A 26,404-nucleotide genomic window follows, 5' to 3' on the forward strand; every position below is an offset into this window, starting at 1 on the left:
CTCCGTCACAGTGGGGTGGCCGGAGCGCCGCGTCGTGTGGACCACCCTTAGCTGAGGTCGCGCGTCACCACCGTGGCACGGCCGCCTCGGCAGAACACCAACTCGATCCGCGACACCGTCCGGCCGGTGGCGGTGCCGAGCAGGTCGGCGTAGGCGCACAGCTGCAGCAGGTACTCGTCGACGGTCCCGGTGGTGACGCCGACGTCGGTCTTGTAGTCGATGACGGACAGGGAGCCGTCGGGTTCCTCCACGACCAGGTCCACGACCCCGTCGACCGCGACCGTCTCCCCGTCGGCGGCGGACAGTGGTCCGGCGATCGGCAATTCCGTCCAGCGGGGTCTCCCGGCCGCCCGCCTGACGGGCTCCGACGTGAGGGCGGTCCGTGCGACCGAGACCATCTCCGCGACAGCCTCCGGCGTCGGGGTCCCGTTCAGCCCGCCCCCGAGGGACAGGGCGGTGAGCTGACCCGCAGCCCACTTCTCCCAGTCGGCCAGCGCGGAGGCGGGGTCGGCTGTGGGATCGAGCAGCCGCGCCAGGTCGGTGTGTTGGGCCAGGTGGTGGACCGCGGTCCCCACGTCGGGTCCGGACGCGAGTGGGACGCTACGGGGGGCGGGGGGCAGTTCCTCGGCGCGCGCGGGGGTCGGGGCGACGCGGTCCCGGAGCGCGACGGCCAATCGTTCGGGCAGCGGAGGCCGGACCGCCGGGTCGGGGTGCACGATCCGGGTCGCCGACCAACCCGCACGCTCGGCGGAGAGCGAGGTGATCGCCCGGCTCCTCCGGAGCCATCCGCTCTCCTCCGGAACGACGACCGGGGGTGCGACGGCGGGGTCGAGCAGGTTCTCGCCGTAGGCGACGAGTTCCGGGGCGTCGGGGATCTCCATGACGGAACCGAAAAGGGAACCCCACAGCTTCCTCGGCTGGGGTGTGGCGGACTTGGTGAGCACGTACCCGTGGCCGGAGACCGCGAGCCGACTCTCGGCGCGGGTGGTAGCCACGTAGAGCAGGCGGATCCGCTCGGCCAGCGACTGCTCCGCCTCGCGCTCGGCCGCGGCGCCGAAGCGGGGATCGCGGACGGACGTGGAGAAGGACGCGGCGGGACGGGGCGGGTCGTCGTCGGTCCACAGGACCCTGTCCCTGTCCGCGGGCCAGCCGCGGCTCATCCCGGCGAGCATCACCATCGGGTATTCGAGCCCCTTGGAGGCGTGGATCGTGGTGATCCGAACGGCGTCGACCCCGATCTCGGGGATGGCGGCCTCCGGGACCCGGGCGTCCTCGGCGGTGAGGGACAGCGCCCAGTTGGCGTAGTCCCGCAGGTCGGCGCGAGCGGGGTCGGCGGCGGAGTCCTCCCACTGCCAGGCGTGCTCGATCACGAAGCGGATGCGCCGCCACAGATCCCGGCGGCGCGGGGACTCGGCGGCCGATTCGAAGGCCATCCGGTCGTGCACGAGCCGCTCCAGCAGTTCCCCCGGCCGACGGGTGTCCGCGGCGAGCGCCGAGAGGTACCGGATCCCCTCCGCCACCGGGGAGCCGGACATGCCCTCGGGCGACGCGGCGACGGCGGAGACCCACGATCCGCCGGCGGCGCGCCAGCGGAGCAGGTCGTCGTCGCCGCAGCCGAACAGGGGGGAGCGCAGCGCACCGACGAGGGATGCCTCGTCCGCGGTGTTGGCGACGGCGCGCACGGCGAGCAGCAGGTCGCGGATCTCCGGGGTGCCGTACACGATCGACGACGCCTCGGTCCGGAAGTCGATCCCGGCGTGGTCGAGGCATGTCTCGATCATGGGGAGCGAGCCGCGGGAGGGCAGCAGGATCGCGATGTCGCCGAGCCGGAGGGGAGTCTGGTCGCCGTTCTTGGCCTCGTGCGTCCACCCCTGACTGATGGCGGTGGCGATCACCCGGGCGACATCCGAGGCCTCGGTCCAGTGGCGCCGGTGATCGTCGTTCGCGTCGGGGGGGCAGTGGTCGGGTTGTTCGGGCACGTCCTCCGTCCGGAAGATGAACGGGCCGGGCCCGTGGCGGGGGTCGTGGGCCGGCCTGTCGGGTGCGGGGTCGAGCTTCTGGTACTCGGGTTGAACGCCCTCCGCCGCCAGGAGCACCTCGTCGAACACGGCGTTCACCCAGTCGAGCACGGCCCTGGAGCAGCGGAAATTGGTGCTCAGCCGCTCGATCTCCACCCCGCGCCCGCCCTGGGCGCGCAGGTAGGTGGAGATGTCCGCACGGCGGAAGCGGTAGATGGACTGCTTGGGATCACCGACGGTGAAGAGCCTGCCCGCCTCCGGGCCGTCCCCCGATTCGTCTGCGGTGAGCAGCGTCGCGAGGTCGAGCTGGATGGGGTCGGTGTCCTGGAACTCGTCGATGAGGATTCGCGTGTACTGTCCCCTGACCCGCGCGCGGACCGCGTCCTGCCGGAGGAGTTCACGGGCCAGCACGAGCTGGTCGTGGAACTGCAGCGTTCCGTGCCTGCGGCGGGCGTCGGCGTGCCTGCGGACCACCGGGATGAGCGCGTCGAGGACCACGGCGATGCGGGGTCGCCAGTGCTCGGCGAGGATCTTCGTGCACAGCGAGGGCAGTTCCTTGATCTCGTCCTTGATGGTCTTGACGTTCTGGGTGCCTCCCCAGTTGGGTCCCCTCCCGCCGTTGCCGGGGCCGACGGGCTTGGCCAGCAGCTCGACCCACGTCGGTGACGCCGCCGGATCGGTGGCGGCGGCTTGCAGGTCCGTCAGCCACGTCTCGTGTCGACCGAGGGTCTGGTAGAGCTTGTCGGTCTCGTCCTGGCAGGAGTCCCGCCACCCCATGATCGAGCCGACGGCCGCGACGACCTCGGACAGGTCCGGCGAGGACGCCAATCGGGCGTCCCGGGGGCCCACCGGGTGGAGGGGGTCGGAGGGCAACCGGTCCCAGTCGCGGTGGAGCGCCTCGACGACCTCGCGGAAGGCGACCGTCCCGACCCCGGCGTCGAGCATGTCGTCGACCGCCTGGGCCAGGACCCCTGTGCGGGAGCCGTCCCGGTCGCCGCCGAACAGGACGGTCGCGCATTCCTGCCACATGGCGTCGAGGGCCGCCGCCTCGGCGGTGTCCTGCTGGGCGGTGACCCGCGGGGGGATCCCGGCCTCGAGGGGGTTCTCCGAGAGCAGTCGCAGAGCGAACGAGTGGAGAGTCCCGATCGCCGCGGTGTCCAACCCCGCGAGTGCGGCGTCCGCACGGGGCACACCGCGCTGGCCGACCAGATGCACGCGGAGCCGGTCGCGCAGCTCGGCGGCCGCCTTCTCGGTGAAGGTGATCGCGGCGATCCGCTCGATGGGCACGCCGTCGGCGATGATCAGGGCGCTGAGGCGGTGGACGAGGGCGCGGGTCTTCCCCGTGCCGGCCCCGGCCTCGACGAACAGGGTGGCCGCGGTGTCGTTCTCGACGCGGTCCCGGGCGGTCTGGTCTGGCAGCGTGGTCATGAGCTCGATTCCGATCCGGTGTCCGTCTGGGCCTCGGAGAGGATTCCCGCGAAGGCGGGATGGGAGACCAGGGGTTCCCGCCTCGACAACCTCTCCCACGCGCGGTCCAGGTCTTTGCCCCCGAGCAGGTCGGCCAGGTCCCGGTGGGAACCGCGCCCGCCCTTGAGGGGGAACCATCCCCTCTGGACGGCGTCGACCAGGTGCCCGACATCCGCTTGGACCCGGTCCATGAGACCGTCCGACACGGTGAGGGACACCTGCTCGAACTCGCCCCTCTCGGTGCAGTACCAGTACCTGACCTCGCTCACGGGCAGGTCCCGCGCGCTGGTGGCGGCCGCGGCGTAGAGGGGGAGCTGGAACCTGGTGCCGGTCATGGTGGGGTCGTCCTGGCTCGGGCGATCCTCCGCCCCGGGTGGCTTCCCGGTCTTGTAGTCGGTGACGCGCTGGGTGCCCGCCCGCGCGTCGAGACGGTCGATCGATCCGGTCAGAAGCAGGGTCCGGCGGCCGCGGGAGGTCGTCACCTCGAACGGGACCTCGACCGAGGGGGCGTCCGGGCTGTTCCGGCCGAATCCGAGTTCGGTGTCGGTGGGGCGCCAACCGCTCTCCGCATCGGCCGCGTCCTCGTCGAACCACCGACCGAGTTCCGCGGCGAGAAGGATCTGCCGCCGGCGCCACAGCGGGGCGAGCAACCCGGGGGCCGCCGAGACCGCGGCCTCGCACTCGACCCGGAGCGCGTCCATCAGCGCCTCACGGTCGGGTGCGCCCCCGCTGGCGATCCGTGCGGTGACGTAGCGCTGCAGGATCGCGTGGACCAGGTCGCCGTAGTCCCGCAGGTCCATCTCGATGTCCGCGGCCGGGTCGTCGAGCGTGCGCACCCCGAGCACGGTCCCGAGGTAGAACAGGTAGGGACTCTGGGCCCAGTCCTCGAGCCTGGTCGGCGACACGGGGCGGTCGAGGACCGTCACCAGGTCGCTCGCCGACGACGCGTCACCGGTGTAACGCGAGAACACGCCGAGCCGTCGATCCCGGCGCATCCGATGGGCGCGGACGAGCGGCTCCGGTGCGTCCGGACCGGCCCGCCAGCCGTCGGAGGCGAGGGCTCTCAGACGGAGCTCGGTCGTGGTCGCGGGGTCCGGACCGAGGACGGCCGGCGGGGTGAGCACACCGTCGACGAAGGACGGGATCGCCGTGACGGAGGGGCACCCGGCCACGTCCTCCTGCCAGTGGGTGGCGTCGACCGCCGTCCGCGCGAGGGCGGACAGGGTGGGCAGCAGCCAGCGCGACGGTATCCGGTTGCCGCCGCCCCGCATGGAGCCCCGGGGGAAGGAGCACATCCGATGCGTCGTGCCGGCGGCCAGCGCGAGCTGGAGAACCCGGTACCGCTCGTCGAGGAGCTCGGACGCGGGCGGCTCGACCGCACCCTCGGGCAGCAGCGGGTCGGGCCGGTGGAGCGAGGGCAGGAGACCCTCGGCCATCCCGACCACACACACCGTGTCGAGGTCCCTGCCGACCGCGTCGTCGATCGGCCCCAGGGCCACCCCCGCGCCCTCCTCGCCGACCCTGAGGCCGATCGAGTCGAGCCGGGTGGTGACGGCCCCGACGATCCGTTCGCGGGAGATCGAGGGAGCGATCGTGTCGAGGTCGGCGAGCGAACGGACCGCGGACCGTACCCCGGACCGGTCGGGGCTCGAGCGGAACACCCCGGTGAGCAGGGAGTCGACCGCCGTGACGACCTCGGACCAGGTCCGGGCGGAGTCCAGGAGGGCCAGGCCGGCGCGGAGCTGATCGATCAGCCGCAGCAGCGCGGCCGCGGCCGCGCGATCGGAGTCGGAGAACCCCGGCGCCGCGTCCGAGGTGATGGAGAGGTGGTCCCGCAGACGATCCCAATCGGCTCCGCCGATGACGGGGAACCGCGTGCGGGTGAGCAGTTCGAGGCGTCGCGACGAGACCGGTCTGCCCTCGGCATCCGGGACGATCACCGCCCCCTCGGCGACGATCGACAGCAGTTCGGCGCGCATCATGAGGTCGGGGTCCAGGCCCAGCAGCCGCGTGAGGGTGCGGCCGGCGGGGGTGCGCCCCGGCCCGGTGATCCCGGGGGAGTTGACGGCGATCTCCGCCTCCGCGAACGCGCGGAGCAGCAACCGCAGGTAGGGGTCCGGGGAGGGGTAGTAGATCCCGATCCGATGCCCGGGGACCCCGGCGGCCAGCCGCGCGCGGACGAACCGGACGATGGCCCTCACCTCGTCGTCCGCGTCGGACGCGTGCAGCACATGGGTCCCCGTGACGGCGCTCTCGGCCCCGGGCTCGGCAGCGGACGCCAGATGGTCGGCGCCGGTCCCGGGGACCGGCGTGATCCCGCGTTCGCGCAGCGCACCGCGGAGACGCCGCTCGGCCGCGGTCCCCCGGAGCGGCGCCGCCAGCACGATCCGCCCCAGCAGGTCCAGCCGCTCCAGCGCCGCGGACACCGCCTCGAACGGCGTGAAGTAGGTGCGACCCGTCATCGCGTGGGCCTGCTCCGCCAGCCGCAGGACCTCGCCGTGAAGCGGGGTCTCCGGGGCCACCGAGCCCTCCTCGACCGTCCCCAGGCGCCGGCAGGCCTGGGCCACCGCCAGACCGGTCACCGGTTCGGACGCGACCGCGCGCAGCCGACCGGGGTCGGCGTCGAGGGCCTTCTCCACCGCCGCCTCCAGAAGCGGGAGTGGCAGTGCCGCGCGAGGGGCCAGGGCGGGACCGGACAGCTCGGTGATCACCTGGGCGGCCGTCCGCACGGCGACGTTGACCGCGCCCCCGGACAGCGCCATCGCGCGGACGAGGTCCCTCGCGGCTCCGAACGAGGCCACGATGACGGTGATCCGGCCCATCGGGTCCGACCCCCGGAGCCGACGGACCTCGGCGACGAGGGGGGCGAGGGGGGAGGGCGAGTCCTGGGATCCGTTCACGGGGCCATCGTGCCCGACGGGTACGACAGTCCGGGTCGCTCCCACCCTCCTGCTATCTTCCGATCAGCCCGACCGGGACCGTGGTCGGATCAACCGGGGGAGCAGCACCATGTCGCAGGGCGGGGACGGCGGGTGGGGGGATCCCGGCGCGCAGTGGCAGGGGCGGGGTTACCGGCAGGAGCCCGACCGGGGGACCTCACCGGTGCTGGTCGCCATGATCGTCCTGCTGGCGGTCCTCGTCCTGGTCCTCGTCGGCGCGATCGCCTACCTCCTCCTCCGTCCCGGCGGGTTCTCCGGGGACGCGCCCGGCCCGGCGTCGGCGCCCCTCCGGCCGGCCCCGGTGACGGAGACCGCGTACTCGACCCCGCCGGAACGGGAGACCGTCACGGTCACCCGGCCGGCACCGGGGGCGGCACCGCCGCAGCGGAACGCCGGGTACCCCGCCGGCGCCGACGGCTCCGGATGGATCTCCGACCGGCAGGCGCGGTGCAACGCCGGTGACCCCGCCGCGATGATCGGGCGTACCACGCAGTCCGCGTTCGCCATCTGCGTCAACCCGGACAACGGCCGCTACTACTACCGGGGGTCCTCCGGTGGCGCCGGTGTCGAGGTGGACGACCCGGTGGTCGCCGGCGACTACGCGTCGGTGAGCAACAACGACGTCGTCTACTCGATCGACCCCGGTGGGATGCTGATCTATCAGGGCGGAGTCCTGATCTCCGACCAGCCGATGGTCGACTTCTGGGCCGGCTGAGCCCGCCCTCCCGACCAGAACCGACCCCGAACAGTGAGGTGAGCGCACGTGAGTCAGCTCGTGTCCTTCTACGAGACCGCGCCCGTCACCGACAGACGCGGTCTGCTCACGGACGTCATCCAGCGGCCGATGCAGGTGCGGTCGGGGTACGACGTGGTCGAGGGCGAGGTGGTCCCCCGCGTGGTCTACGTCCAGGCACCCATCGAGGGGCGGCCGCTGCTCGTGCCGTTCGGCCAGTACGACGCCTGGAGCCTGCGGCAGCGGTTCGAGGAGGCCCTGCGCGTGATGAACACCCTCGGGGCCTGCGAGATCGAGTGCGCGACCTACAGTGCGCGCCGCAACGCGGTCGCGGCGCGCGTGGGGGTGGGCCCGATGGCCGGGTGGGGCAAGGTGACCCGCACCCAGAGCACGGACTTCGACTACTCGTTCTCGGGTACCGGGGCCTCGCCCCGCGACCCCGGGCCGCTCCGGTGGACCAACATCCCCGGCCTCGACGCGGCCAAGCAGTCCGTGCTGCTCAACGGCGGGCGCCGGGTCGAGATCACCATCGAGAGCGAGTCGGAGTTCGCCGCGGACTCCGACCTCGCCCGGCGGCTCAAGTCCGCCGGCCTCGTGCTGGGGTTGGAGGGGCGGACCCAGGCCAAGACCCTGCTGAGGATCAAGGCCGAGTTCCCGGCCGTGTGACTCAGCGACGCCCCAGCCGCGCGGCGAGGTCGGCTCGGGTGGTGGCGAAAGTGAGCAGGAAATGCTCCAGGGAGAACTGCACGTGCCGGGGGAGGAACGGTCCGACCACCAGCGTGGTCCGCTGCATGACGTGGCGGCCGTCGAGCACCCAGGTCGTCCACTCCTCCTCGCGGTTCAGCCGGACCAACTCGACCGCGGCGTCCGTCCGGGAGCGGACCCCGCGGGCGACCCACGCCCAGATGCGGGCGGAGGCGTCGTCCTCGGCGCAGGTGACGTGCACGGGGTGGCCGTCGTGGTCGAAGACCAGGTCCCCGTCGTCGTCGACGATCGTGGGGCGTCCCGTGATCCGTTCCACGATCACCTCGATCCGCTCCCGGACGTCCTCGTGGCCGGTCACCTCGACGGCGACGTCGACCGGGTGGGGGGAGTCGGCCGGGTCGAGGCCGATGGGCACGCAGTCCGTGCGCACCAATCCGAGGCGCCCGACGCCACGCCCGACCGGGCCCTCCGACCGCAGCGTGAGCAGCTGCGGATGGGGGACCCCGAGCCGGTCCCGGCAGGCGCCGACGACCGCCCGCGCCAGGGGGCCGGCGTCGGGGGGCGAGGAGTGGACCAGCAGCTCCTGCGCCAGCGGGTGATCGGAGGTACCGACGGTTACCCAGGCGGGGGACCCGCCACCGCCGAGGTGGACGACGCACCGCCCCCGTCGCCCCGAGCGCTCCGGGGGCCCCGAGAACTCGATCGCCCCGGAGCTCCCCGGGCGACCGAGATGCACGGCGAGTGACCGCTCGAACCCGTCCCACGGATCGGACGTGGGACGGGGCGGGGAGCCCCCGTGGCCGGCGAGCCGACCACTCACGGGGGTCACGCCGACGGGGCCAGGGCCGCGACGTCGTCGACCGCCCGGCGCAGCTCGCGCGAGGCCGCGCAGTCACCCAGGCGTTCGGCGATCGCGTCGGCGATGGCGCCGTAGAACCACAGCTTCTCCTCCGGCCCGGCGTTGAAGATCCCCCACATCTCGTCGCCGAGCTTGTCGTGCGCGGCGACCATCGAGCGCAGGTTGTGGATCTTGTCGGCCGCCGAGATGAGCAGGCACTCCTCGGAGTCGTCGAGCAGGGCCGCGAGGTAGCCCTCCTTACGGACGCGCCACGGCGGGGTCTCCTCGCCGGCGGTCTTCTCCTCGGAGACGCCGCGGACGAGTTCGGTGACCCGCTCGCCGAACTCGGCCGTCATGTCGTCGGCCGAGTAGACCGACGGCGGCACGTCCTCGAGCACGTCGTGGAGCAGGGCGGCGACCGCCACGTCCTGGTCGTCCGTGAAGTCGGACACGATCATCGCCACCGCCACCGGGTGGGCGATGTAGGGCGTCGGGTCGTCCTTGCGGGTCTGGCCGACGTGGCAGCGGGCGGCGACCGCGAGCGCGCGGTCGATGGTGGGGGTCCAGGTCAGGGACATGGTGCACTCCTCTGGGGAGGGGGCCCGGCGCCGGGCGACGCCGCCGGGTCGTGGGCTCAGAGCCGGGGCTCGTCTCCCACACCTGCAGTAGACACCACGGGTACGACATGTGGGGCGCGGAGCGGTCCGCGCCGGCGCGGGTGGAACCGATCGGTGCGGCGGGGACGTCGTACCCCATGACGACGTAGGGGCGACGACGACGAGGTGAGCACATGCCCGACGGGACGATCAGGGCGGACGCCGGGCGGATCGCGAGCGCGGTCCCGGTGTTCCGGCACGCCGGCGATGCGGCGGCGGGGGTCACGTTTCCGCAGGTGGCGGCGGGGGTGGAGGCGGCGCTCCCCGGCGGGTCGGCGATCGCCTCGGCGGTGGACCGGGCGTGCGGCGCGGCGGCGGCGTGCGCCGCACGCAGCGCCGGCAGGCTCACCGGGTTGGCGGACTTCGCCGCCGGGGCGCACCGTCTCCTCGAGGCGTCGGACGAGGACGTCGCGGGGCTGCTCGGGGCGGTGGCGAGGCGCTGAGTCAGAACGTCTTGGCGTCGATCACGAACCGGTAGCGGACATCCGAACGGACCACGCGGTCGTAGGCCTCGTTGATCCGGTCCGCCGAGATGAGCTCGATCTCGGCGGTGATCCCGTGCTCGGCGCAGAAGTCGAGCATCTCCTGGGTCTCGGGGATGCCGCCGATCATGGAGCCGGTGAGGATCTTGCGGCCGCCGGTCACCGAGCCCGCGCGCAGCGTCATGGGCTCGCTCGGGATGCCGATCTCGACCATCGCGCCGCGCGGCTTGAGCGTGGCGAGGAACCGGTCCAGCGGGAGGGGAGCGGAGACCGTGTTGAGGATGACGTCGAAGGCGCCCCGGAGCTCGCGGAGCGTCTGCTTGCCCTCGTCGCCGGCGGTGGCGTAGTGCTCGACGGCGCCGTACCGCAGCGAGTCGTCGCGCTTGGAGGTGGTCTGCGACAGGACCGTCACCTCGGCACCCATCGCCACCGCGAGCTTCACGCCGACGTGCCCGAGCCCACCCATGCCGATCACCGCGACCTTCGTGCCCGGGCCGACGTTCCACTGCTTGAGCGGGGAGAACATGGTGATCCCCGCGCACAGCAGCGGTGCGGCCGCGGCCGGGTCGAGGCCCTCGGGGACGGAGACGACCATGCGCTCCTCCACCACGATGTGCGTTGAGTAGCCGCCGTTCGTCACCGGCCCCTCCGGGTCGCCCTCGGGCAGCGGTGAGCCGTAGGTCGCGACCGACCCGCGCTCGCACTCCTGCTCCTGACCGGACGCGCACGGCGAGCACTCGTGGCAGGCTCCCACTAGGCACCCGACGCCCACGCGATCGCCGACCGCGTGCCGGGTGACCTCGGAGCCGACCTCGCGGACGATGCCGACGATCTCGTGCCCGGGCGCCACGGGGTAGGTGGTCCGGCCCCACTCGCCGCGGACGTGGTGGATGTCGGAGTGGCAGATGCCGGCGTACTCGATCTCGATGAGCACGTCGGCCGGGCGGGTCCCCTGCCGCCGGAGCGGGTTCTCCCCCGGGGGGCCTCCCGGTGCGGGGGGGGCCCGGGGGGGCCCGTCCTTGTGAGGTCCTCTTTCGGGTCGGGTCCGTGGTCTCCCGCCACAGTAGAGGTCGACAGCGATCCGGCGGGTCCGCACTGAGCCGAGGCAAGTGCTGACGCATGTCAGGTGGGGTCGCTATGATCTGGATCACACCCGCCTACGTGAAGGATTCCCCCATGGCCGACACCGTCCGCGAGCAACTGCGCCGTCACGCCGACTCGGACGTCGTCGCGATCCGCTACGACGACCTCGCCGTGACCTGGCGCGACTACCTCGCCGGGGCCGACGCCCGCGCCGGCGCCGTCACGGGGATGCTCGACGACACGCGGCCGCGGCACGTGGGCACCCTCCTCGAGAACACCCCGGAGATGCTCTACGCGCTGGCCGCCGGCGCGTTCGGCGGATACGTCACCGTCGGCCTCAACGCCACCCGCCGCGGGGAGGGGCTGGCCAGCGACATCCGCAGGTCCGAGTGCCAGATCATCCTCACCGACTCCCGGCTCGGCCCGCTGCTCGACGGGCTGGACCTCGGCGACGTCCGGGTGATCGACACCGACTCCGACGAGTGGGCGGCGATCGTGGCCGCGTCCTCGGCACCCCAGGACCCGCCGCCGGTGGGGGCCATGGACCCGTTCATGCTCATCTTCACCTCGGGCACCTCGGGCGACCCCAAGGCGGTCCAGGTCGGCAACTTCACGGTGACGATGTCGGGGGAGAACCTCGCCCCGTCCTTCGGCCTCACCTCCGACGACGTGCTGTACCTGTCCATGCCGCTGTTCCACTCCAACGCCATCATGAGCGGCTTCTCCCCGGCGATCGCGGCGGGCGCCACCATGGCGCTGGCCCGCCGTTTCAGCGCGACCCGGTTCGGCGACGACGTCCGCCGTTACGGCGTGACGTACATGAACTACGTGGGCAAGCCGCTGGCCTACATCCTCGACACCCCGGCCCGGCCCGACGACGCGCAGACCACGCTTCGCGCCGCGTTCGGCAACGAGGCCGCCGCCAAGGACATCCCGGCGTTCGCGGAGCGGTTCGGGTGCGAGGTCCGCGACGCCTACGGCTCCACCGAGCTCGCGGTGATCATCGTGCGGACCGAGAACTCGCCGCCGGCGTCGATCGGGGAACCGTTCCCGGGGGTCGCCGTGTACGACCCCGCGACCGGCGAGGAGTGTCCCCGCGCGGTGTTCGACGACGACGGGGCCGTGGTCAACCTCGACGAGTGTGTGGGCGAACTCGTCAACACGCAGGGGGCGGGGTTCTTCGCCGGCTACTACAAGGACGATCGCTCGACGTCGGACCGGATGCGCGACGGGATGTACTGGTCCGGCGACCTGGCCTACCGCGACGCGGACGGCTACGTCTACATGGCCGGCCGCAGCGGGGACTGGTTGCGGGTCGACGGCGAGAACATGGCCACCGGCATCGTCGAGGAGATCCTGCTGCGCAACCCGGCGGTCTCCCGGGTCGCCGTCTACGGCCTGCCGGACCCGCGCGGGGTGGGCGATCAGCTCGCCGCCGCGATCGTGCCCCGGCACGACGCCGACCTCGACCCCGAGGGCTTCGAGGAGTTCCTCGGCGCCCAGGCCGACCTCTCGACCAAGGCGTGGCCGCGCTGGGTGCGGGTGGCCGGGTCCCTGCCCACCACCGCCACCAACAAGATCCTCAAGCGGGAGCTGGTCAGGGAGGGCGTCGGCGCGGGCGCGGCCGCCGACACCTGGTGGGAGCGCGACGAGCGGGGCACGGCCTACTCGGAGCTGTCCGGGTCGCGGGACTAGTGGGCGCGCCCTGATGGTCTTCGTCGTCACCCGGTTCGACTTCCGGGCCCCGGGCGCGGGACCGGAGGAGCGCCGCGACCGCTACCGCGCCGCCCTCGACATGGCCCGCTACGCGGAGGAGTGCGGCCACGACGCCGTCAACCTCTCCGAACACCACGGCTCCGAGGACGGGTACCTGCCCTCGCCGCTCGTCGCGGCCGCGGCGGTGGCGGCGGTGACCGGACGCATCCCCATCACGGTGTGGGCCCTGATCGCGCCCCTGTACGACCCGGTCCGGCTGGCCGAGGACATCTCCGTCCTCGACCACATCGCCTCGGGCCGGGTGAGCTTCACCTTCGGCCTGGGCTACCGCCCGAGCGAGTACGCGCTGCACTCACGCGAGTGGGGGACCCGGGGCGCCCGTCTGGACTACCAGCTGGAGACCCTGCTGGCCGCCTGGCGGGGCGAGCCCGTCGGCGACGACCCGGCCGACGGCTCCCCGCGGTCCTCGCCCACCCCGCGGCCGTTCTCGGACCCCCACCCCCTCATCTTCCTCGGCGGCGGCGCCGCGGCCGCCCGGCGGGCCGGGCGGCTCGGCATGCACTTCCAGCCGCAGGTCGACGATCCCGCGCTCGCCGCGCTCTACCGGTCGCAGTGCCTCGCACACGGGCACCGGCCCGGCCTCGTCGTCGAACCCGTCCCCGGCCCCGCGACGGTCTTCTGCGCCGAGGACCCCGATGAGTTCTGGGCGCGGCACGGCCACCACCTCCTGGCCGACGCCCTCGGGTACCGCGCGTGGCAGACCGGCGCCGGCGACGCCGGCGGCACCCGGAGTTCCTTCGTCCACTCCGACGCCCGCACCGTCGACGAGCTGCGCGCCGAGGGCGTCTACCTGGTGGCGACCCCCGACCAGCTGGTACGGCTCGTGCGCGACGGCGACCTGGGGCTCATCGCCACCCACCCGCTGTGCGGCGGCCTCCCGGTCGAGGCGGGGTGGGAGTCGCTACGGCTGCTCGGCGAGCGGGTGTTGCCGGAGGTCCGCTGATCTGCCGATCCGGGCGAGGGCGTCGCGCTTGAGGTCGTCGGGTGCGAAGGAGCACTCGATCGAGGTCCGGGCGCAGTCGACGAGCCGGGCGTCTGGGACGCCCATCCGCTCGCCGGCCAGCACGTACTCGTCCACCACGTCCACGCCGAACAGCAGCGGGTCGTCGGCGTTGATCGAGCAGCGCACCCCGGCCTCGAGCAGGGCCGGCAGCGGGTGGTCCTCGAGCGCCGGGACCACGCCCAGCACCACGTTGGAGGTGGGGCAGACGTCCAGGCAGATCCCGCGCTCGGCGAGCAGCTCCACCACCCGCGGGTCCTCCACGGCGCGGACGCCGTGCTGGATGCGGTCCACGCCCAGTTCGATGGCGGACCGCACCTCCTCCGGGCCGGCCAGCTCGCCGGCGTGGGGCACCACCCCGAGTCCGGCGTCGCGGGCGATCCCGAACGCCTCCGCTGCCGCGCCGACCGGGCTGGCCCGCTCGTCGGCCACCAGGCCCACCGCCACCACGCCACGGTCGGCGAAGCGCGCGGCCAGGCGGGCGGCGGCGAGCGCGTGCTCGGGGCCGGCCCCGCGGTCGATGCTCACTATGGCCCCGGTCCACACCCCGTGACGTCGCCCGGCCGCGGCGGCGGCCGGGAGGATGAACTCCAGCGCGGCCTCGGCGGAGTCGAAGGCGGCCGCCTTCTCGGGGATGGAGGCGTACTCCAGCGCCACGACGCCCTGCGCGGCGGCGTCGGCCACGACCTCGTCGAGCAGCCGCTCGACCCGCTCCGGGGTGCGCAGCAGCCCGATGAGCAGTCCGTACGCGTCGAGGAACGCGGTGAAGTCCGCGTACTCCACGAGCGGGGGCACCTCAATGCGGTCCTCCGCGCAGAACTCCCGCAGCGTCGACTCGCGCATCGCCGCCTCGAGGTGCACGTGGAGGTGCGCCTTGGGCAGCCCGGCGTAGCGGCCGGCCGGGTCGGGACGTCCGGTGGTCGCCCGCGCGCTCACGCCTTCGGTTCGACGTCGCGGGCCTGGTTGGCCACGTGCTGGAGGGTCATCGGATCGGAACCGTCCCAGCATGTGACGTTCCTGGCCCGGGGCAGGTCGTCCCGGTGGAAGACCGGGTTGTGGCCCTTGGCCTTCTGCTGCAGATAGTGCTGCAGAAGGGCCACCGCGAGACCGCCGAGCGGGATGATCGCGATGAGGTTGATGGTGGCCATGACGCCCATGAACAGGTCGGCCAGGTTCCAGATGAGGTCGACCGAGCCCAGGCTCCCGCCCAGGACCGCGAGGATCACGAGGAGCCGGAACGTCAGGAGCGACGCGGGGTTCCCGCGCAGGAAGGTGATGTTGGCCTCGCCGTAGTACGAGTTGCCCAGGATGGAGGAGAACGCGAGGAAGAAGATCACCACCGTGAGGAAGGGCACGCCCCAGTCGCCGACCGAGGCCGCCAGCGAGTTCTGGGTGAGGGTGATGCCCTCGCGATCACCGCCGAACTCCGGGTTGGCGAGCAGGATGATGAACGCGGTGGCCGAACACACGACGATCGTGTCGAAGTAGACCCCGAGGGCCTGGACCAGGCCCTGCTTGACGGGGTGGGAGACGGACGCGGTGGCGGCGGCGTTGGGGACCGAGCCCATGCCGGCCTCGTTGGAGAACAGCCCGCGGCGCATGCCCTGCATGATGGCCGCTCCGACGGCGGCCCCCGCCACCTCGCGGAAGCCGAGCGCGTGGCCGACGATGAGGGAGATCATCCCCGGGACCTCGGAGATGTTCAGCGCCACCACCACGAGGGCGACGATGATGTAAGCCACCGCCATCACGGGGACGATGATCTCGGTGACCGCCGACAGGCGACGGATGCCACCGAAGATCACGACCCCCACGACGAGGGCGAGCACGAGTCCGATGATCAGGCCGGGAGCGAAGCCCTCGAGCGAGAACTGGTTGCGGACGGACTGGGCGATGGAGTTGGCCTGGACCGCGTTGAACACGAACCCGTAGGTGACCGTGATGATGACGGCGAACAGCACGGCCACCGGCTTCCAGCCCAACCCGTCACGGATGTAGTAGGCGGGCCCGCCCACGTAGGAGTCCCTGCCCTTGACCTTGTAGAGCTGCGCGAGCGTGGACTCGATGAAGGCGGTGGCGCCGCCGATGATCGCCAGCAACCACATCCAGAACACCGCGCCCGGCCCGCCGACGGTGATCGCGATGGCCACGCCCGCGACGTTGCCCGTGCCCACGCGGGACGCCGCCGAGATGGTGAACGCCCGGAAGGCGGAGATGCCCTTCTTGTCCTCCTCGATATCCGAGGGCTTCTCGACGATCGTCTTGAGCATCTCCGGGAACATCCTGATCTGGACGATCAGGGTGGTGACGGAGAAGTAGAGACCGGCGCCCACGAGTAGCGCGATGACCCCATACCAGTAGACGTCGTTGACGGAGACGATGAAATCGGTGACGGCGCTCACACTGTGACCGTAGCGGACGGGCGGGCCCGACGCCGGGCGACCTACCCTTGGAGGCGTGAACGATTTCGCGCCCACCGCCCCCGACGTCGCCCTGCTCTTCGAGGGCGGAGGGATGCGCGCGGTGCACACGGCCGGCGTGGTGGAGACCCTGATCGACGCGGGGATCCACACCGGACTGGCGGCGGGGATCTCCGCCGGCGCCTCCCACCTCGCCAACTACGTCTCGCGCGACAGCGTCCGGGCCCGCAAGAGCTTCGTCGAACTCGCGGCGGACCCCAACTTCGGTGACTGGCGCAGCTTCGCCCGCGGGAAGGGATTGTTCAACGCGGAGTACATCTACGAACAGACCGGGCTCCCCGACCAGGTGCTGCCGTACGACTTCCAGACCTACGCCGCGAGTGGCACGCAGGCCAGGATCGGGACGTTCCGGTGCTCGGACGGCGCCACGGTCTACTGGACCGAGGAGGACTCCTCGACGATGTCCGATCTGATGCGGATGGTGAGGTCGTCGTCGACGATGCCGGTGTGGATGCCGCCGGTGCTGATCGACGGCGAGTACTACGTGGACGGGGCCCTGGGGCGTGACGGCGGGATCCCGCTGTCGGCGGCCCGGGACGCCGGATACGAGAGGTTTCTGGTGGTGCTGACGCAGCCCCGGGGGTATCGGAAGATCCCCCCGCGGCGCCTCACGCCGTTCTACCGCTCCTATTTCCGGCGGTTCCCGGCGGTGGGGGAGGCCCTGCAGCACCGCTGGGCCCTCTACAACGAGACCCTCGACGAGATCGAGGCCCTGGAGGAGTCGGGGGATGCGGTGGTGTTCCGTCCGGAGCGGGTGATGATCCGCAGCTACGAGCGCCGGGTGGACCGCCTGGCCGAGGCCTATGTGCTGGGCAGGGAGCAGGCGCGGCGGGAGGTCGACACCTGGCTCGACTTCTGCGGGATGTGAGATGCCCCGGTGGCGAACCACCGGGGCATCCGACCGGCTGTCAGGAGCCGAAGAGCTCCGCGCCCCCGCCGAGGGTCTTGAGGATGTAGGCCGGCAGGCCGAGCAGGCCGTCGACGGCCGCCGAGCCGACGTTCGGGACGAGGTCGGCGGAGCCGGCGGAGAGGCCGTACCAGAAGTCAGAGATCATGGTGAGTCCTTTCGTGTCGGGGCCCGTCGGAGTGGGCCACACCCCGAACGCTAAGGCTCCCACCGGAAGTGCGCCACCTCCCGAACGCGTCCGAGCGGGTCGCTCAGGGAACCGTGAGCCTCATGCGCAGGAGGGTTCCGTCTCGGTGAGGAAACGCCTAAACCCGTGTCGGAGCGTCTGCAGGCCCAACCGGTGGGTCCACCACAACCGCTCCAAGAGGAGTCAGTAGTTATGGGTAGCATCGCGGAACTCGCCGGCTCGTCGATGGAAGCGGCCGGCAGCCTGGTCCAGGACACGGGGTCGACGATCGTCGACACGCTCAGTTTCCTCCCGTTCCATGTCGTCCAGGTGGTCTGGCAGCTCGTGTTCGGGGTCGCCGGGGATCTGGGCTCGTCGATGCCGGTCTGAGTCGCCCGGACGAACCGCCAACGGCCGCCTCCCCCTCCGGGGAGGCGGCCGTCGGCGTCGGTCCGGGCGAGACCGCCCCTGTTAGACAGACCGGTCTGTTCTGACCTATTCTCGCCAGCATGACCGATATCGCAGCCGCCCCTCGTCCCGCCCGTCCCGCGCGCGCGGCCAAGCCGCAGGGGCAGTGGAAGATCGACGGCAAGCTCGCGCTGAACCACAACGAGGAGTTCAAGCTCTCCGACGACGCGCTCAACGTGCGCCAGCGGATCCTCGACACCTACTCCAAGGAGGGGTTCGCCTCCATCCCGCCCGACGACCTCTCGGGCCGGATGCGCTGGTGGGGCCTGTACACCCAGCGCAAGCAGGGGTTGGACGGCTCGCGGACCTCCAAGCTCGAGGCCGACGAGTTGCAGGACGAGTACTTCATGATGCGCGTGCGCACCGACGGCGGGGCGGTCACCACCGACCAGCTCCGCGTCCTCGCCGGCATCTCGACCGACTTCGCCCGGGGGACCGCGGACATCTCCGACCGGCAGAACATCCAGTACCACTGGATCGCGATCGAGGACGTGCCCGAGGTCTGGCGTCGTCTCGAGGAGTCGGGGATCGACACGGTGGAGGCCTGCGGCGACTGTCCCCGGGTGATCCTCGGCAGCCCGGTGGCCGGCGTGGCCCGGTCGGAGATCCTCGACCCGACCCCGGTGATCGAGGAGATCAAGGCCAAATACATCGGCACGCCGGAGTTCTCCAACCTGCCGCGCAAGTTCAAGTCCGCCATCACCGGGCACCCCAGCCTGGACGTGGTGCACGAGATCAACGACATCTCGCTGGTCGGCGTCGAGCACCCCGAGCTCGGCCCGGGCTACGACCTCTGGGTGGGCGGCGGCCTGTCCACCAACCCGCAGTTGGCCACCCGCATTGGCGTGTTCGTCCGCCAGTCCGAGGCCTCCGAGGTGTGGGCCGCGGTCATCGGCATCTTCCGCGACTACGGCTACCGCCGGATGCGGACCCGCGCGCGGCTCAAGTTCCTCATCAAGGACTGGGGCGCGGAGAAGTTCCGCCAGGTCCTCCAGGACGAGTACCTGGGCCGGGAGCTCCCGGACGGCCCCGCGCCCGAGCGGGGCGTGGGGTCGGCCGATCACGTGGGCGTCTACGAGCAGAAGGACGGCCGCTACTACGTGGGAGCCGCGCCGACCGTGGGTCGCGTGGGCGGCGAGAAGCTGGCGCGGGTCGCCGACCTGGCGGAGGCCGCGGGCTCCCGCCGGGTCCGGTTCACCCCGCACCAGAAGCTCATCGTCCTGGACGTGGAGCCGGGGAAGGTCGACCAGCTGGTCGACGGGCTGGCCGCGATCGGGCTGCACGCCCGGCCCAGCTCGTTCCGCCGCGCCACCATGGCGTGCACCGGCATCGAGTTCTGCAAGCTCGCGTTTGTGGACACCAAGGACACCGCCACCGCGCTGATCGGCGAGCTCGAGCGGCGCTTCGCCGACGACGCCCCGCTGCGCACGCCGCTGTCCATCCACCTCAACGGCTGCCCCAACAGCTGTGCCCGCATCCAGACCGCGGACATCGGCCTCAAGGGTCAGCTGCTCGACGGCGACACCCCGGGCTTCCAGGTCCACCTGGGCGGCGGGCTGGCCTCGCAGGACCAGGAGTCCGGCGGCCTGGGACGCACGGTCCGCGGGCTGCGCGTGCCGTCCACCGAGCTCCCCGACTACGTGGAGCGGGTGATCCGCACGTACGTGGAGACCGGTGAGAACGGCGAGACCTTTGCCGAGTGGGCGCACAGGGTGGACGAGGAGGTCCTGGTATGACCGCGGTCGGACTGGAACTCCTGCCCCGCAGCACGGTCCTCACCCCCGGACCAGGCCGGCGCCGGACCGCCGAGGAGCTCGAGGCGATCGCCCACGACGCGGCCCGCCGCTTCGACGACCGCGGCCTCTACGGCCACCACGGGGAGATCGACCCCGGCGAGGTCCTGGCCTGGGCCGGGGAGACCTTCGGGGACTCCCTGGCAGTGGCCTGCTCCATGGCCAACACGGTGGTCCCGGAGATGACCGCGCGGTACGCCCCCGGCGTGGACGTGCTGTTCCTCGACACCGGCTACCACTTCTCCGAGACGGTCGGCGTCCGCGACGCGCTCGCGTCGACGCCCGGGCTCACCGTGGTGGACGTGGGCAGCCCGGCCAGCCGCTCCCAGCACGAGGCCGCGCTCGGCCCGCGCCCGTTCGAGACCGACCCCGAGCTCTGCTGCCGACTGCGCAAGGTGGAGCCGCTCGACGCCGCGCTCTCCGGGTACGAGGCGTGGATCACCGGCCTGCGCCGGGTCGACACCGACCACCGCGCCGGCGCCGCGATCGTCGAGTGGGACGCCAAGCACTCCATGATCAAGATCAACCCGCTGGTGGCCTGGACCCTGGACCGGGTCCACGCGTACGCCGCCGAGCACGGCTGCCTGCTCAACCCGCTGCTGGACGACGGCTTCCCGTCGATCGGCTGCGAGCCGTGCACCCGGCGCGTGGAGGCCGGGGCGGATCCGCGCTCCGGTCGCTGGGCGGGGTCGTCCAAGACCGAGTGCGGCATCCACCTGTGACAGCCGCCCTCGCCGCCCCGACGCTGGACGGCCTCCCGCTGACCGTGGGCCTGGCCGGCCGCGAGGTGCTGGTCGTGGGCGCCGGGCCCGTCTCGGCCCGCCGGGCGGGGACCTTCCTCGACGCCGGCGCCACGGTCCGGGTGGTGGCCCCCCGTGTCGACCCGGCGATGGCCGACCTCGCCGCGCGGGCGGGTGACCGGCTCGTCGTCGTCGCCCGGCACTTCACCCCCGCCGACCTGGACACGCCCTGGATGGTGCACGTCGCCACCGGCGACCCCGTCGTGGACACCCGGGTGGCCGCGCTGTGCGAGCAGCGCCGGATCTGGTGCGTGACCGCCGGCGACGCCGCGCTCGGATCGGCCCGGGTCCCCGCGCGCACGGCGGTCGCGACGCCGGCCGGGCTCGTGCGCATCGCCGTGGACTCCGGCGATCCACGCCGCTCCGTGCGGGTCGGCCGGCACGTCGCGCGCTCCCTGGCCACCGCGCCCGCGGGCCTGCGCGCGCGGCGCCGCCCGGATGCCGGCTGGGTGGCCCTGGTGGGCGGCCGCGGCGACGACGGCGACCTCCTCACCGTGCGAGCCCGGCGCCTCGTCCACGCCGCGGACGTGCTGGTGGTGGACGGCGCGCCCGATCCGGGGCTCCTGGCCGAGCTCGACGACGACGTCGAGGTGCTCGAGGTCGGGACGGACCTGCCCGCCGATCGGGTCGCGCGCCTGGTGGCCGCCCGGTTCGCCTCCGGTCACGGCGTGGTGCGGATCGCCGGGGCGGCGGATCTGGCCGCCGAGTCCCGTCACCTCGACGGCGTGGGGGTGCGCTTCGAGGTGATCCCCGGCGTGATCGAGGGCGGCGCCTGACTCACCCCCAGGCCCGGGTGAGGGCCTCGCCGATCCCGTCGCGGACCGCGCGCCGGACCTCGTCGATGGACGGCGCCGCCCCGGGCCCCTCCCACAGGATGGGCGGGCCGGCGGCCACCGCCGGGTGACGCGGCGGCGTCCTGGCGTGCTCCCGCCCGTGGTAGACGATGCCCACCGGCAGGACCGCCACCCGGCCGCCCTTCTCGCGGACCCCGCGGACCATCTGGCCCACGCCCTTCTTCACCGACTCGAGCCGGAGCGTGCGCAGGTCGTCCGCCGAGGAGTTGGTGCCCTCCACGAACGTCAGCACCACGCCCCCGGAGAGCAGCCGGTCCACGCACACGCCGATGAGCCGGGCCGCCGCCGCGTCGTGCACCTCCCGGGCGGTGCCCTCGTAGTTCTTGGCCCGGAACACCGGGACCGTCCCCGTGTACTCGAACACCGGGCGGAGCGGGCCGCGGAAGAGGGGGTCCTTGGTCAGGCCGGTGCCGCCGGCGAGGAACCGCACCCGCTTGTCGAACACCCCCGAGGAGAGCACGAACGGGTCGTGCTTGGACGGATGGTTGGCGGCCACGATGATGCCCACCCCGGCGTCGTGGAGGCGGTGCAGCTCGGCCACGGTCCGCGGGTCGATCCTCAGCTCGGGGGCGTACAGCGCGCCGACAAACGCGAGCAGGGGGTGGGTGAACCCGTCGCGGCGGCGGCCCGGCCCGTAGAAGTCGTAGACGGCCTCGTAGTTGCTCACGGTCACCTCTGGCCGCGCCGGACCCCGCCTGCCGCCTGCGTTCATCCCCCCAGTCTCGCCGAGCGGCGGCGGTGATGCACCCGGATTGCGGCATGCTCGGGGCATGACGACGAGCGGGACCGCGGCGAGCTCCGCGACCACCGGGCCGACGGGGCGGCGGCCCCGCCTCCTCCTGGTGGCGCACGGGACCAGGTCCTCCGCGGGCCGCCGGGAGCTCGGGCGGCTCCTGCTGGAGGTGCGCAAGCGGCTCGACGGGGTGGTGTGCCGGCTCGCCTGGGTGGACGTGCAGTCTCCGGGCCCGGACCGGATCCTCGCCGACGGTGCGCCGACCGTCGTGGTCCCCGCCTTCCTCGCCCGCGGGTACCACGTCACCCACGACGTGGCCGGGGCGTGCAGGGGCGCACCCGGCCCGGTCGCGCTCACCCCGCACCTGGGCGCCGAGCCGGAGGTGGTGCGGGCCCTGGTCCAGCGACTGGCCGAGGCCGGGGCGGTGGGGGCGTACGCCGCCGACGCGGTGGTCCTGGGGGCGGCGGGGAGCCGGGACGAGTCCTCCCGGGCGGAGACCCGCGCGCTCGCGGACACGCTCACCCGGCTGCTCCGGGTGCCGGTGGCCGCCGCCTTCGCCTCCGCCGCGACCCCGACCGTCGCCGAGGCCGTCGCCGGGTTCCGAGCGGACGGCCACCGGCGGATCGCGGTCGCGAGCCACGTGCTGGCGCCGGGGTTCTTCGCCGACCGGCTCGCCGACGCGGGCGCGGACGTGACCACGCCGCCGCTCGGCGCGCACCCGGAGATCGTCGATCTGATCGTCCGTCTATACGGGGAGAATTGCCCGGACTAATCCTGGATTAGTAACGCTGAAAACATTAACGACAATCACTCGATAAGCCGCGCGTGCACTTATCGGGAATTGTGGTGCATAATATCTCCACGGTAGACAGCCGGCATTGATCAAGGAGAACCAATGGCACAGCAATTCCAGGTTCAGTACATCGACGACCTCGATGGAACGGATCTCGGCAGCGAGGCCAATTCCATCTCGTTCGCGCTTGAGGGCAAGGAATACTCGATCGATCTCAGCGACGAGAATGCAGAGGCATTCCGCGAGGTCATGGCCCCGTATATCAAGGCAGGTCACCGCCAGTCCGGCGGCAGGCCCAAGCCCGCCCGCAAGGCCGCGTCCAAGGCGTCCTCGGGTGATACCAAGGCCATTCGCGAATGGGCCCGCGAGAACGGCTTCGAGGTCTCCGATCGTGGACGCATCCCGGCCGACGTGATCGAGGCCTACACCGCCGCCAACTGACGGAGCGGTCGTCGGGCCCTCGAGAACACCGTCACGGGAGGTCCGGGGCCTGCGCGGTCGCCCGTTCTGCGGACACGCCACGGTGCTATCACGGGATCGTCACGCCGTCGTCGTACCCTGCCCGGGTGACCCGAACCCCGACACACGCCCAATACGACGAGGCCCTGCGGCAGGGGATTCTCGAGGAGGCCACGCGCAGGCTCCGGGACGCGGTCCCGGAGAAGCTCGGTCTGCGGCCGCTGGCCGCCTCGCAGGGCACCTCCACCACGGCGATCTACACGATGTTCGGCGGAAAGTCGGGCCTGTTGGCCGCGGTCGCGGTGGAGGCGGACCGGAGCCTGGCCGCCACCCTGAGGGGCGCGTTGCGGCACGACAGCCTCGAGACCGACATGCGCTCCCTCTGCCGCGCCTACAGGCGGTGGGCGCTCGAGAACGAGGGGCTCTACGCACTGGTGGTGGGGGAGCCGACCCGTTCGCCGCGGACGGGGCCCGGGTCAGGTGACCCGCGCTGGCGGGAGCCGCTGCTGGAGATCGTCGACGCCCTGGTGGACGAGGGAGCGTTCCGGTCCTCGGACGTCCACGAGACCGCGACGTCGATCTGGGCCTCGCTGCACGGCGTGGTGTCCCTCGAACTGAGCGCGTGGCGCGGGTCGCCGAGCGCCGAGCAGTACTTCGAGACCCAGCTCGCGGCGGTACTGCGGTCCTGGGCGGCCGACGGACCCACCGCGGCTTCCTCGACCGGGACGGCGGGCTGATCCGGTGAGCGATCGCGCGTTCTTCACCCTCGACGGCTCGGGGGCGTACAACCCCACCAGGTATGCGCGGAGCGCCTGGTCGGAGACCATGGTCAACGGGCCGGCGGTGGTGGTGGCGGCCGCCCGTGCGCTCGAGTCCGGGCACGGAGCCGAGGGCTTCCAGCCGGCGCGGCTGACCGTGGACCTCTTCGCACCGGTCCGGTTCGAGCCGCTGGTCGCGGTGACGGAGGAGGTCCGGGCGGGCAACCGCATCCGGGTGGCCGACGTGCGGCTCCTCCAGGGCGGCGAACCCGTCGCGCGCGCCACGCTCGTGCAACTGCGCCGCGGGGAGCAGCCGCCCGGGCGGGTGTGGCGGTCGGGCCGGCAGGTCGCGCCCCCCGCCGCCGCGGACCCCGCCGAGGCGGCACCCGGAAAAAATGTGTTCTTCGGCAGCGGAGACTCCGTGGAGTCGTGGAGCCGGGACATGGGCCTGCACCAGAACGACCAGCGCAAGCGGTTCTGGATCCACCCGCTCGACGTGGTGGTCGGCGAGGCCGCGACCCCGTTCCAGCGGGCGGTGACGCTGGCCGAGTCCTCCAGCCTCATGACCCACTGGGGGGACGAGGGGATCGGCTTCATCAACGCCGACCTCACCGTGGCCCTGGCCCGGCTGCCCCGGTCCGGCGACATCGGGATCGAGGCCGACGAGCACATCAGCGAGGCCGGCGTGGCGGTGGGAACGGCCACGCTGTTCGACCGCGACGGCATGTTCGGGACCGGTACCGTGGTGGCCGTGTCCAACGCGGGGCGGCAGATCGACTTCGGTGCGCGCCGGGCCGGCGACGGCGGCGGATCGCTCGGCCCATCTGAGGAGGCGACGCGAGTATGAGCGGCAGATTGACCAGGGAGCGGATGCTCGACGCGGTCGAGGCGCAGGCGGGACTGGTGCGCTTCGCGCTGGCCGGTGGCGGTGACCCCGGGGTCGTGGACCCGGCCGCTGGCGTCGGGTCCTGCCCGGGCTGGACCGTGCACGATCTGGTCGTCCACCTGGGGACCGCCAACTGGTGGGGCGGCGCGAACGTCCGCGAGGGCAACCCGGAGGCGCGGGCGCGGGGCATGCGCGGGGTGATGGAGTCGGCCCCGCCGATCGGCGAGGGGGTGTCCGCGCTCGCCGACTGGTACGCGGGGCTGGCGGCCGAGGCGATCCGGTCCTACACCGACACCGCCCCCGACGCCCCCGCCTGGACCTTCGCCGGGCCGGGACGGGCCGACTACTGGCTACGCCGTCAGCTCCACGAGACCGCGATCCACCGCTGGGACCTCGAGCACGCGCTGGGCGGCCCCGCCGCCACCACGCCCCTGCCGGAGGACGTGGCCGTGGACACCGTCGACGAGTTCTGCACCGCGATGTACCCGCTCACGTCCGCCGCCAGGCCCCCGCTCCCCGTGACGATCCGCCTGCGGGCCGTCCTCCAGGCTCCCGAGGGTCTGGCGACCGGCGCCGAGCCGGTGGGCGCGTCGGATCCCGGAGTCCTCGAGTGGGTGCTGCCGGGCGGGGACGGCGCCCCCGAGGTCGAGGTGGTCGGGCCGCCGGAGACCCTCGCGCTGCTCCTGTGGGGCCGGGTGCGCGCCGACGCCGCCGGGCTCGAGATCGCCGGTGACCGCGCCGGCCTCGACGCCGCGCTGGAGGCCGGGCTCTCGGCGTGAGGCCGCACCTCTCCACGGCGCTGCTGCTGGTCGCGACCGGCGGGGCCGCCGGGTCGGCGTCCCGTGCGGCGGTGGTGCTCGCCCTGCCCGGGTCGAGCGCCGCGGCGACGCTGCTGGTCAACGTGGTGGGCGCGTTCCTGTTCGGCGCGCTGGCGGAATGGGCGGCCGGGGGTGGGGACCCCGGCGTCGAACGACGACGACGAGCCGTCCGGTTGCTCCTCGGGACCGGCTTCTGCGGGGGGTTCACCACCTACTCGGCGGTGGCGGTGCACGGAGCCGAGCTCGTGCAGGGGTCGGCGCCGGTGACCGCAGCCGCGTACGCGCTGCTCACGCTCGTGGCGGGGGCGCTGGCCACGGTGGCAGGTGTTGCGGTGGCAGGTAATGCGGCGGCGGGTGTTGCCGCGGCGGGGTCCGGCCGGAGCGGGGCGGCGCCGTGAGCGCGGCGCAGCTGGGCGGCGCCGCACTGATCGGCTGGGCCGCGGTGGGCGGCGGCCTGGGCGCGGCCGCGCGGTATGCGGTCGACACGGCGGTGTCGTCACGGTGGCGGCGGACCTTCCCGCTGGGGACGTTCCTCGTCAACCTCACGGGGTCACTCGTTCTGGGTCTGCTCGTCGGACTCGCGTCGGGCCCGACGACCATGGCCCTGGTGGGCACGGGTGTGCTGGGCGGGTACACCACGTTCAGCACGGCGAGCGTCGACACGGTCCGCCTCGCCCGATCCGGTCATCGCGGGACGGCCCTGGCGTACGGGGGCGGGACGATGCTCGCGACGATCGCGGCCGCCCTGGCGGGGTTGTGGCTCGGGTCGGTGTGGGCCACGGCGTGATGGGA

The 26,404-nt window shown here is 72.9% G+C and carries 25 protein-coding genes and 1 pseudogene; 17 read left to right on the top strand and 9 right to left on the bottom strand.

The window, feature by feature from the left end:
- Positions 1-47: 47 nt before the first annotated feature.
- Positions 48-3,446, bottom strand: coding sequence for an exodeoxyribonuclease V subunit beta (locus Q0444_RS11260; protein WP_291086221.1), 3,399 nt, complete (start codon positions 3,444-3,446; stop codon positions 48-50).
- Complete coding sequence (locus Q0444_RS11265; RefSeq protein WP_299023257.1) at positions 3,443-6,385, bottom strand: PD-(D/E)XK nuclease family protein; 2,943 nt, start codon at positions 6,383-6,385, stop codon at positions 3,443-3,445. Before Q0444_RS11265 ends, Q0444_RS11260 begins: the two co-directional genes overlap by 4 nt.
- A gap of 109 nt (positions 6,386-6,494) precedes the next feature.
- On the opposite strand from Q0444_RS11265, the gene Q0444_RS11270 reads away from it, so the two are divergent.
- Together Q0444_RS11270 and Q0444_RS11275 are read left to right on the top strand one after the other, a co-directional pair.
- On the top strand, positions 6,495-7,139 hold the full coding sequence (locus Q0444_RS11270) for a hypothetical protein (RefSeq protein ID WP_299023258.1): 645 nt from the start codon (positions 6,495-6,497) through the stop codon (positions 7,137-7,139).
- A 48-nt stretch (positions 7,140-7,187) separates the two neighbouring features.
- Positions 7,188-7,823, top strand: a complete 636-nt coding sequence (locus Q0444_RS11275) for a hypothetical protein (RefSeq protein ID WP_291086211.1) — start codon at positions 7,188-7,190, stop codon at positions 7,821-7,823.
- 1 nt (position 7,824) lies between these two features.
- Here the strand turns inward: Q0444_RS11275 and Q0444_RS11280 are convergent, their stop codons facing one another.
- Positions 7,825-8,691, bottom strand: a complete 867-nt coding sequence (locus tag Q0444_RS11280) for a T3SS (YopN, CesT) and YbjN peptide-binding chaperone 1 (protein WP_291086209.1) — start codon at positions 8,689-8,691, stop codon at positions 7,825-7,827.
- Complete coding sequence (locus Q0444_RS11285) at positions 8,688-9,278, bottom strand: HD domain-containing protein (protein WP_291086207.1); 591 nt, start codon at positions 9,276-9,278, stop codon at positions 8,688-8,690. Before Q0444_RS11285 ends, Q0444_RS11280 begins: the two co-directional genes overlap by 4 nt.
- 212 nt (positions 9,279-9,490) lie before the next feature.
- Between Q0444_RS11285 and Q0444_RS11290 the strand changes: the two genes are divergently transcribed.
- Complete coding sequence (locus Q0444_RS11290; RefSeq protein ID WP_299023259.1) at positions 9,491-9,799, top strand: hypothetical protein; 309 nt, start codon at positions 9,491-9,493, stop codon at positions 9,797-9,799.
- Position 9,800: 1 nt separating this feature from the next.
- On the opposite strand, the pseudogene Q0444_RS11295 reads toward Q0444_RS11290, so the two are convergent.
- Positions 9,801-10,781 (bottom strand): annotated as a pseudogene (locus Q0444_RS11295) (NAD(P)-dependent alcohol dehydrogenase); the annotation flags it as partial.
- Positions 10,782-11,014: 233 nt separating this feature from the next.
- On the opposite strand from Q0444_RS11295, the gene Q0444_RS11300 reads away from it, so the two are divergent.
- Together Q0444_RS11300 and Q0444_RS11305 are read left to right on the top strand one after the other, a co-directional pair.
- Positions 11,015-12,616 (top strand): AMP-binding protein, encoded by a 1,602-nt coding sequence (locus tag Q0444_RS11300; RefSeq protein WP_299023260.1) that lies wholly within the window; start codon positions 11,015-11,017, stop codon positions 12,614-12,616.
- Positions 12,617-12,629: 13 nt separating this feature from the next.
- Positions 12,630-13,640, top strand: coding sequence for an LLM class flavin-dependent oxidoreductase (locus tag Q0444_RS11305; RefSeq protein ID WP_299023261.1), 1,011 nt, complete (start codon positions 12,630-12,632; stop codon positions 13,638-13,640).
- On the opposite strand, the gene add is transcribed toward Q0444_RS11305, so the two are convergent.
- A complete protein-coding gene (gene add, locus Q0444_RS11310) occupies positions 13,599-14,633 on the bottom strand; it encodes an adenosine deaminase (protein ID WP_299023262.1) in 1,035 nt (344 codons plus the stop codon). The genes Q0444_RS11305 and add overlap by 42 nt on opposite strands.
- Positions 14,630-16,099: a sodium:alanine symporter family protein gene (locus Q0444_RS11315; protein WP_299023263.1), complete on the bottom strand. Its 1,470-nt coding sequence runs from the start codon at positions 16,097-16,099 to the stop codon at positions 14,630-14,632. The genes add and Q0444_RS11315 overlap by 4 nt, the downstream gene beginning before the upstream one ends.
- Positions 16,100-16,154: 55 nt before the next feature.
- Here Q0444_RS11315 and Q0444_RS11320 point away from each other — a divergent pair, with 55 nt between their 5' ends.
- Positions 16,155-17,045 carry a patatin family protein gene (locus Q0444_RS11320; RefSeq protein WP_291081511.1) on the top strand — a complete coding sequence of 297 codons (891 nt, stop codon included), beginning with the start codon at positions 16,155-16,157 and terminating at the stop codon, positions 17,043-17,045.
- A gap of 40 nt (positions 17,046-17,085) precedes the next feature.
- Here Q0444_RS11320 and Q0444_RS11325 read toward each other — a convergent pair whose 3' ends face one another.
- Positions 17,086-17,232: a hypothetical protein gene (locus tag Q0444_RS11325; RefSeq protein ID WP_291081512.1), complete on the bottom strand. Its 147-nt coding sequence runs from the start codon at positions 17,230-17,232 to the stop codon at positions 17,086-17,088.
- Positions 17,233-17,463: 231 nt separating this feature from the next.
- Here Q0444_RS11325 and Q0444_RS11330 point away from each other — a divergent pair, with 231 nt between their 5' ends.
- The 4 genes from Q0444_RS11330 to Q0444_RS11345 all read left to right on the top strand — a co-directional run bounded on the left by Q0444_RS11330 (position 17,464) and on the right by Q0444_RS11345 (position 21,087).
- Positions 17,464-17,640, top strand: coding sequence for a hypothetical protein (locus tag Q0444_RS11330; protein WP_291081513.1), 177 nt, complete (start codon positions 17,464-17,466; stop codon positions 17,638-17,640).
- 119 nt (positions 17,641-17,759) lie between these two features.
- Positions 17,760-19,454 carry a nitrite/sulfite reductase gene (locus Q0444_RS11335; protein ID WP_291081514.1) on the top strand — a complete coding sequence of 565 codons (1,695 nt, stop codon included), beginning with the start codon at positions 17,760-17,762 and terminating at the stop codon, positions 19,452-19,454.
- Complete coding sequence (locus Q0444_RS11340; RefSeq protein ID WP_291081515.1) at positions 19,451-20,233, top strand: phosphoadenylyl-sulfate reductase; 783 nt, start codon at positions 19,451-19,453, stop codon at positions 20,231-20,233. The genes Q0444_RS11335 and Q0444_RS11340 overlap by 4 nt, the downstream gene beginning before the upstream one ends.
- Complete coding sequence (locus tag Q0444_RS11345) at positions 20,230-21,087, top strand: NAD(P)-dependent oxidoreductase (RefSeq protein WP_299023264.1); 858 nt, start codon at positions 20,230-20,232, stop codon at positions 21,085-21,087. The genes Q0444_RS11340 and Q0444_RS11345 overlap by 4 nt, the downstream gene beginning before the upstream one ends.
- 1 nt (position 21,088) lies before the next feature.
- Here Q0444_RS11345 and Q0444_RS11350 read toward each other — a convergent pair whose 3' ends face one another.
- Positions 21,089-21,832: a 1-acyl-sn-glycerol-3-phosphate acyltransferase gene (locus tag Q0444_RS11350; RefSeq protein WP_299023265.1), complete on the bottom strand. Its 744-nt coding sequence runs from the start codon at positions 21,830-21,832 to the stop codon at positions 21,089-21,091.
- 103 nt (positions 21,833-21,935) lie between these two features.
- Here Q0444_RS11350 and Q0444_RS11355 point away from each other — a divergent pair, with 103 nt between their 5' ends.
- The 7 genes from Q0444_RS11355 to Q0444_RS11385 all read left to right on the top strand — a co-directional run bounded on the left by Q0444_RS11355 (position 21,936) and on the right by Q0444_RS11385 (position 26,399).
- On the top strand, positions 21,936-22,670 hold the full coding sequence (locus Q0444_RS11355; protein WP_299023266.1) for a sirohydrochlorin chelatase: 735 nt from the start codon (positions 21,936-21,938) through the stop codon (positions 22,668-22,670).
- 123 nt (positions 22,671-22,793) lie between these two features.
- Complete coding sequence (locus Q0444_RS11360; RefSeq protein ID WP_299023267.1) at positions 22,794-23,132, top strand: Lsr2 family protein; 339 nt, start codon at positions 22,794-22,796, stop codon at positions 23,130-23,132.
- Positions 23,133-23,257: 125 nt separating this feature from the next.
- Positions 23,258-23,887: a TetR/AcrR family transcriptional regulator gene (locus Q0444_RS11365; RefSeq protein ID WP_299023268.1), complete on the top strand. Its 630-nt coding sequence runs from the start codon at positions 23,258-23,260 to the stop codon at positions 23,885-23,887.
- Positions 23,888-23,891: 4 nt separating this feature from the next.
- Positions 23,892-24,755, top strand: a complete 864-nt coding sequence (locus Q0444_RS11370) for an acyl-CoA thioesterase domain-containing protein (RefSeq protein ID WP_299023269.1) — start codon at positions 23,892-23,894, stop codon at positions 24,753-24,755.
- Positions 24,752-25,573: a maleylpyruvate isomerase family mycothiol-dependent enzyme gene (locus tag Q0444_RS11375; RefSeq protein WP_299023270.1), complete on the top strand. Its 822-nt coding sequence runs from the start codon at positions 24,752-24,754 to the stop codon at positions 25,571-25,573. The genes Q0444_RS11370 and Q0444_RS11375 overlap by 4 nt, the downstream gene beginning before the upstream one ends.
- The gene (locus Q0444_RS11380) at positions 25,570-26,010 is read left to right on the top strand and encodes a CrcB family protein (RefSeq protein WP_291080953.1); all 441 of its coding nucleotides are present in this window, start codon (positions 25,570-25,572) and stop codon (positions 26,008-26,010) included. The genes Q0444_RS11375 and Q0444_RS11380 overlap by 4 nt, the downstream gene beginning before the upstream one ends.
- Complete coding sequence (locus Q0444_RS11385) at positions 26,007-26,399, top strand: CrcB family protein (protein ID WP_291080955.1); 393 nt, start codon at positions 26,007-26,009, stop codon at positions 26,397-26,399. Before Q0444_RS11380 ends, Q0444_RS11385 begins: the two co-directional genes overlap by 4 nt.
- The last annotated feature ends 5 nt before the right edge of the window (positions 26,400-26,404 follow it).

The sequence above is a fragment of the uncultured Dietzia sp. genome, from assembly GCF_937873725.1.
In the GTDB taxonomy this organism is placed as follows: Bacteria; Actinomycetota; Actinomycetes; order Mycobacteriales; family Mycobacteriaceae; genus Dietzia.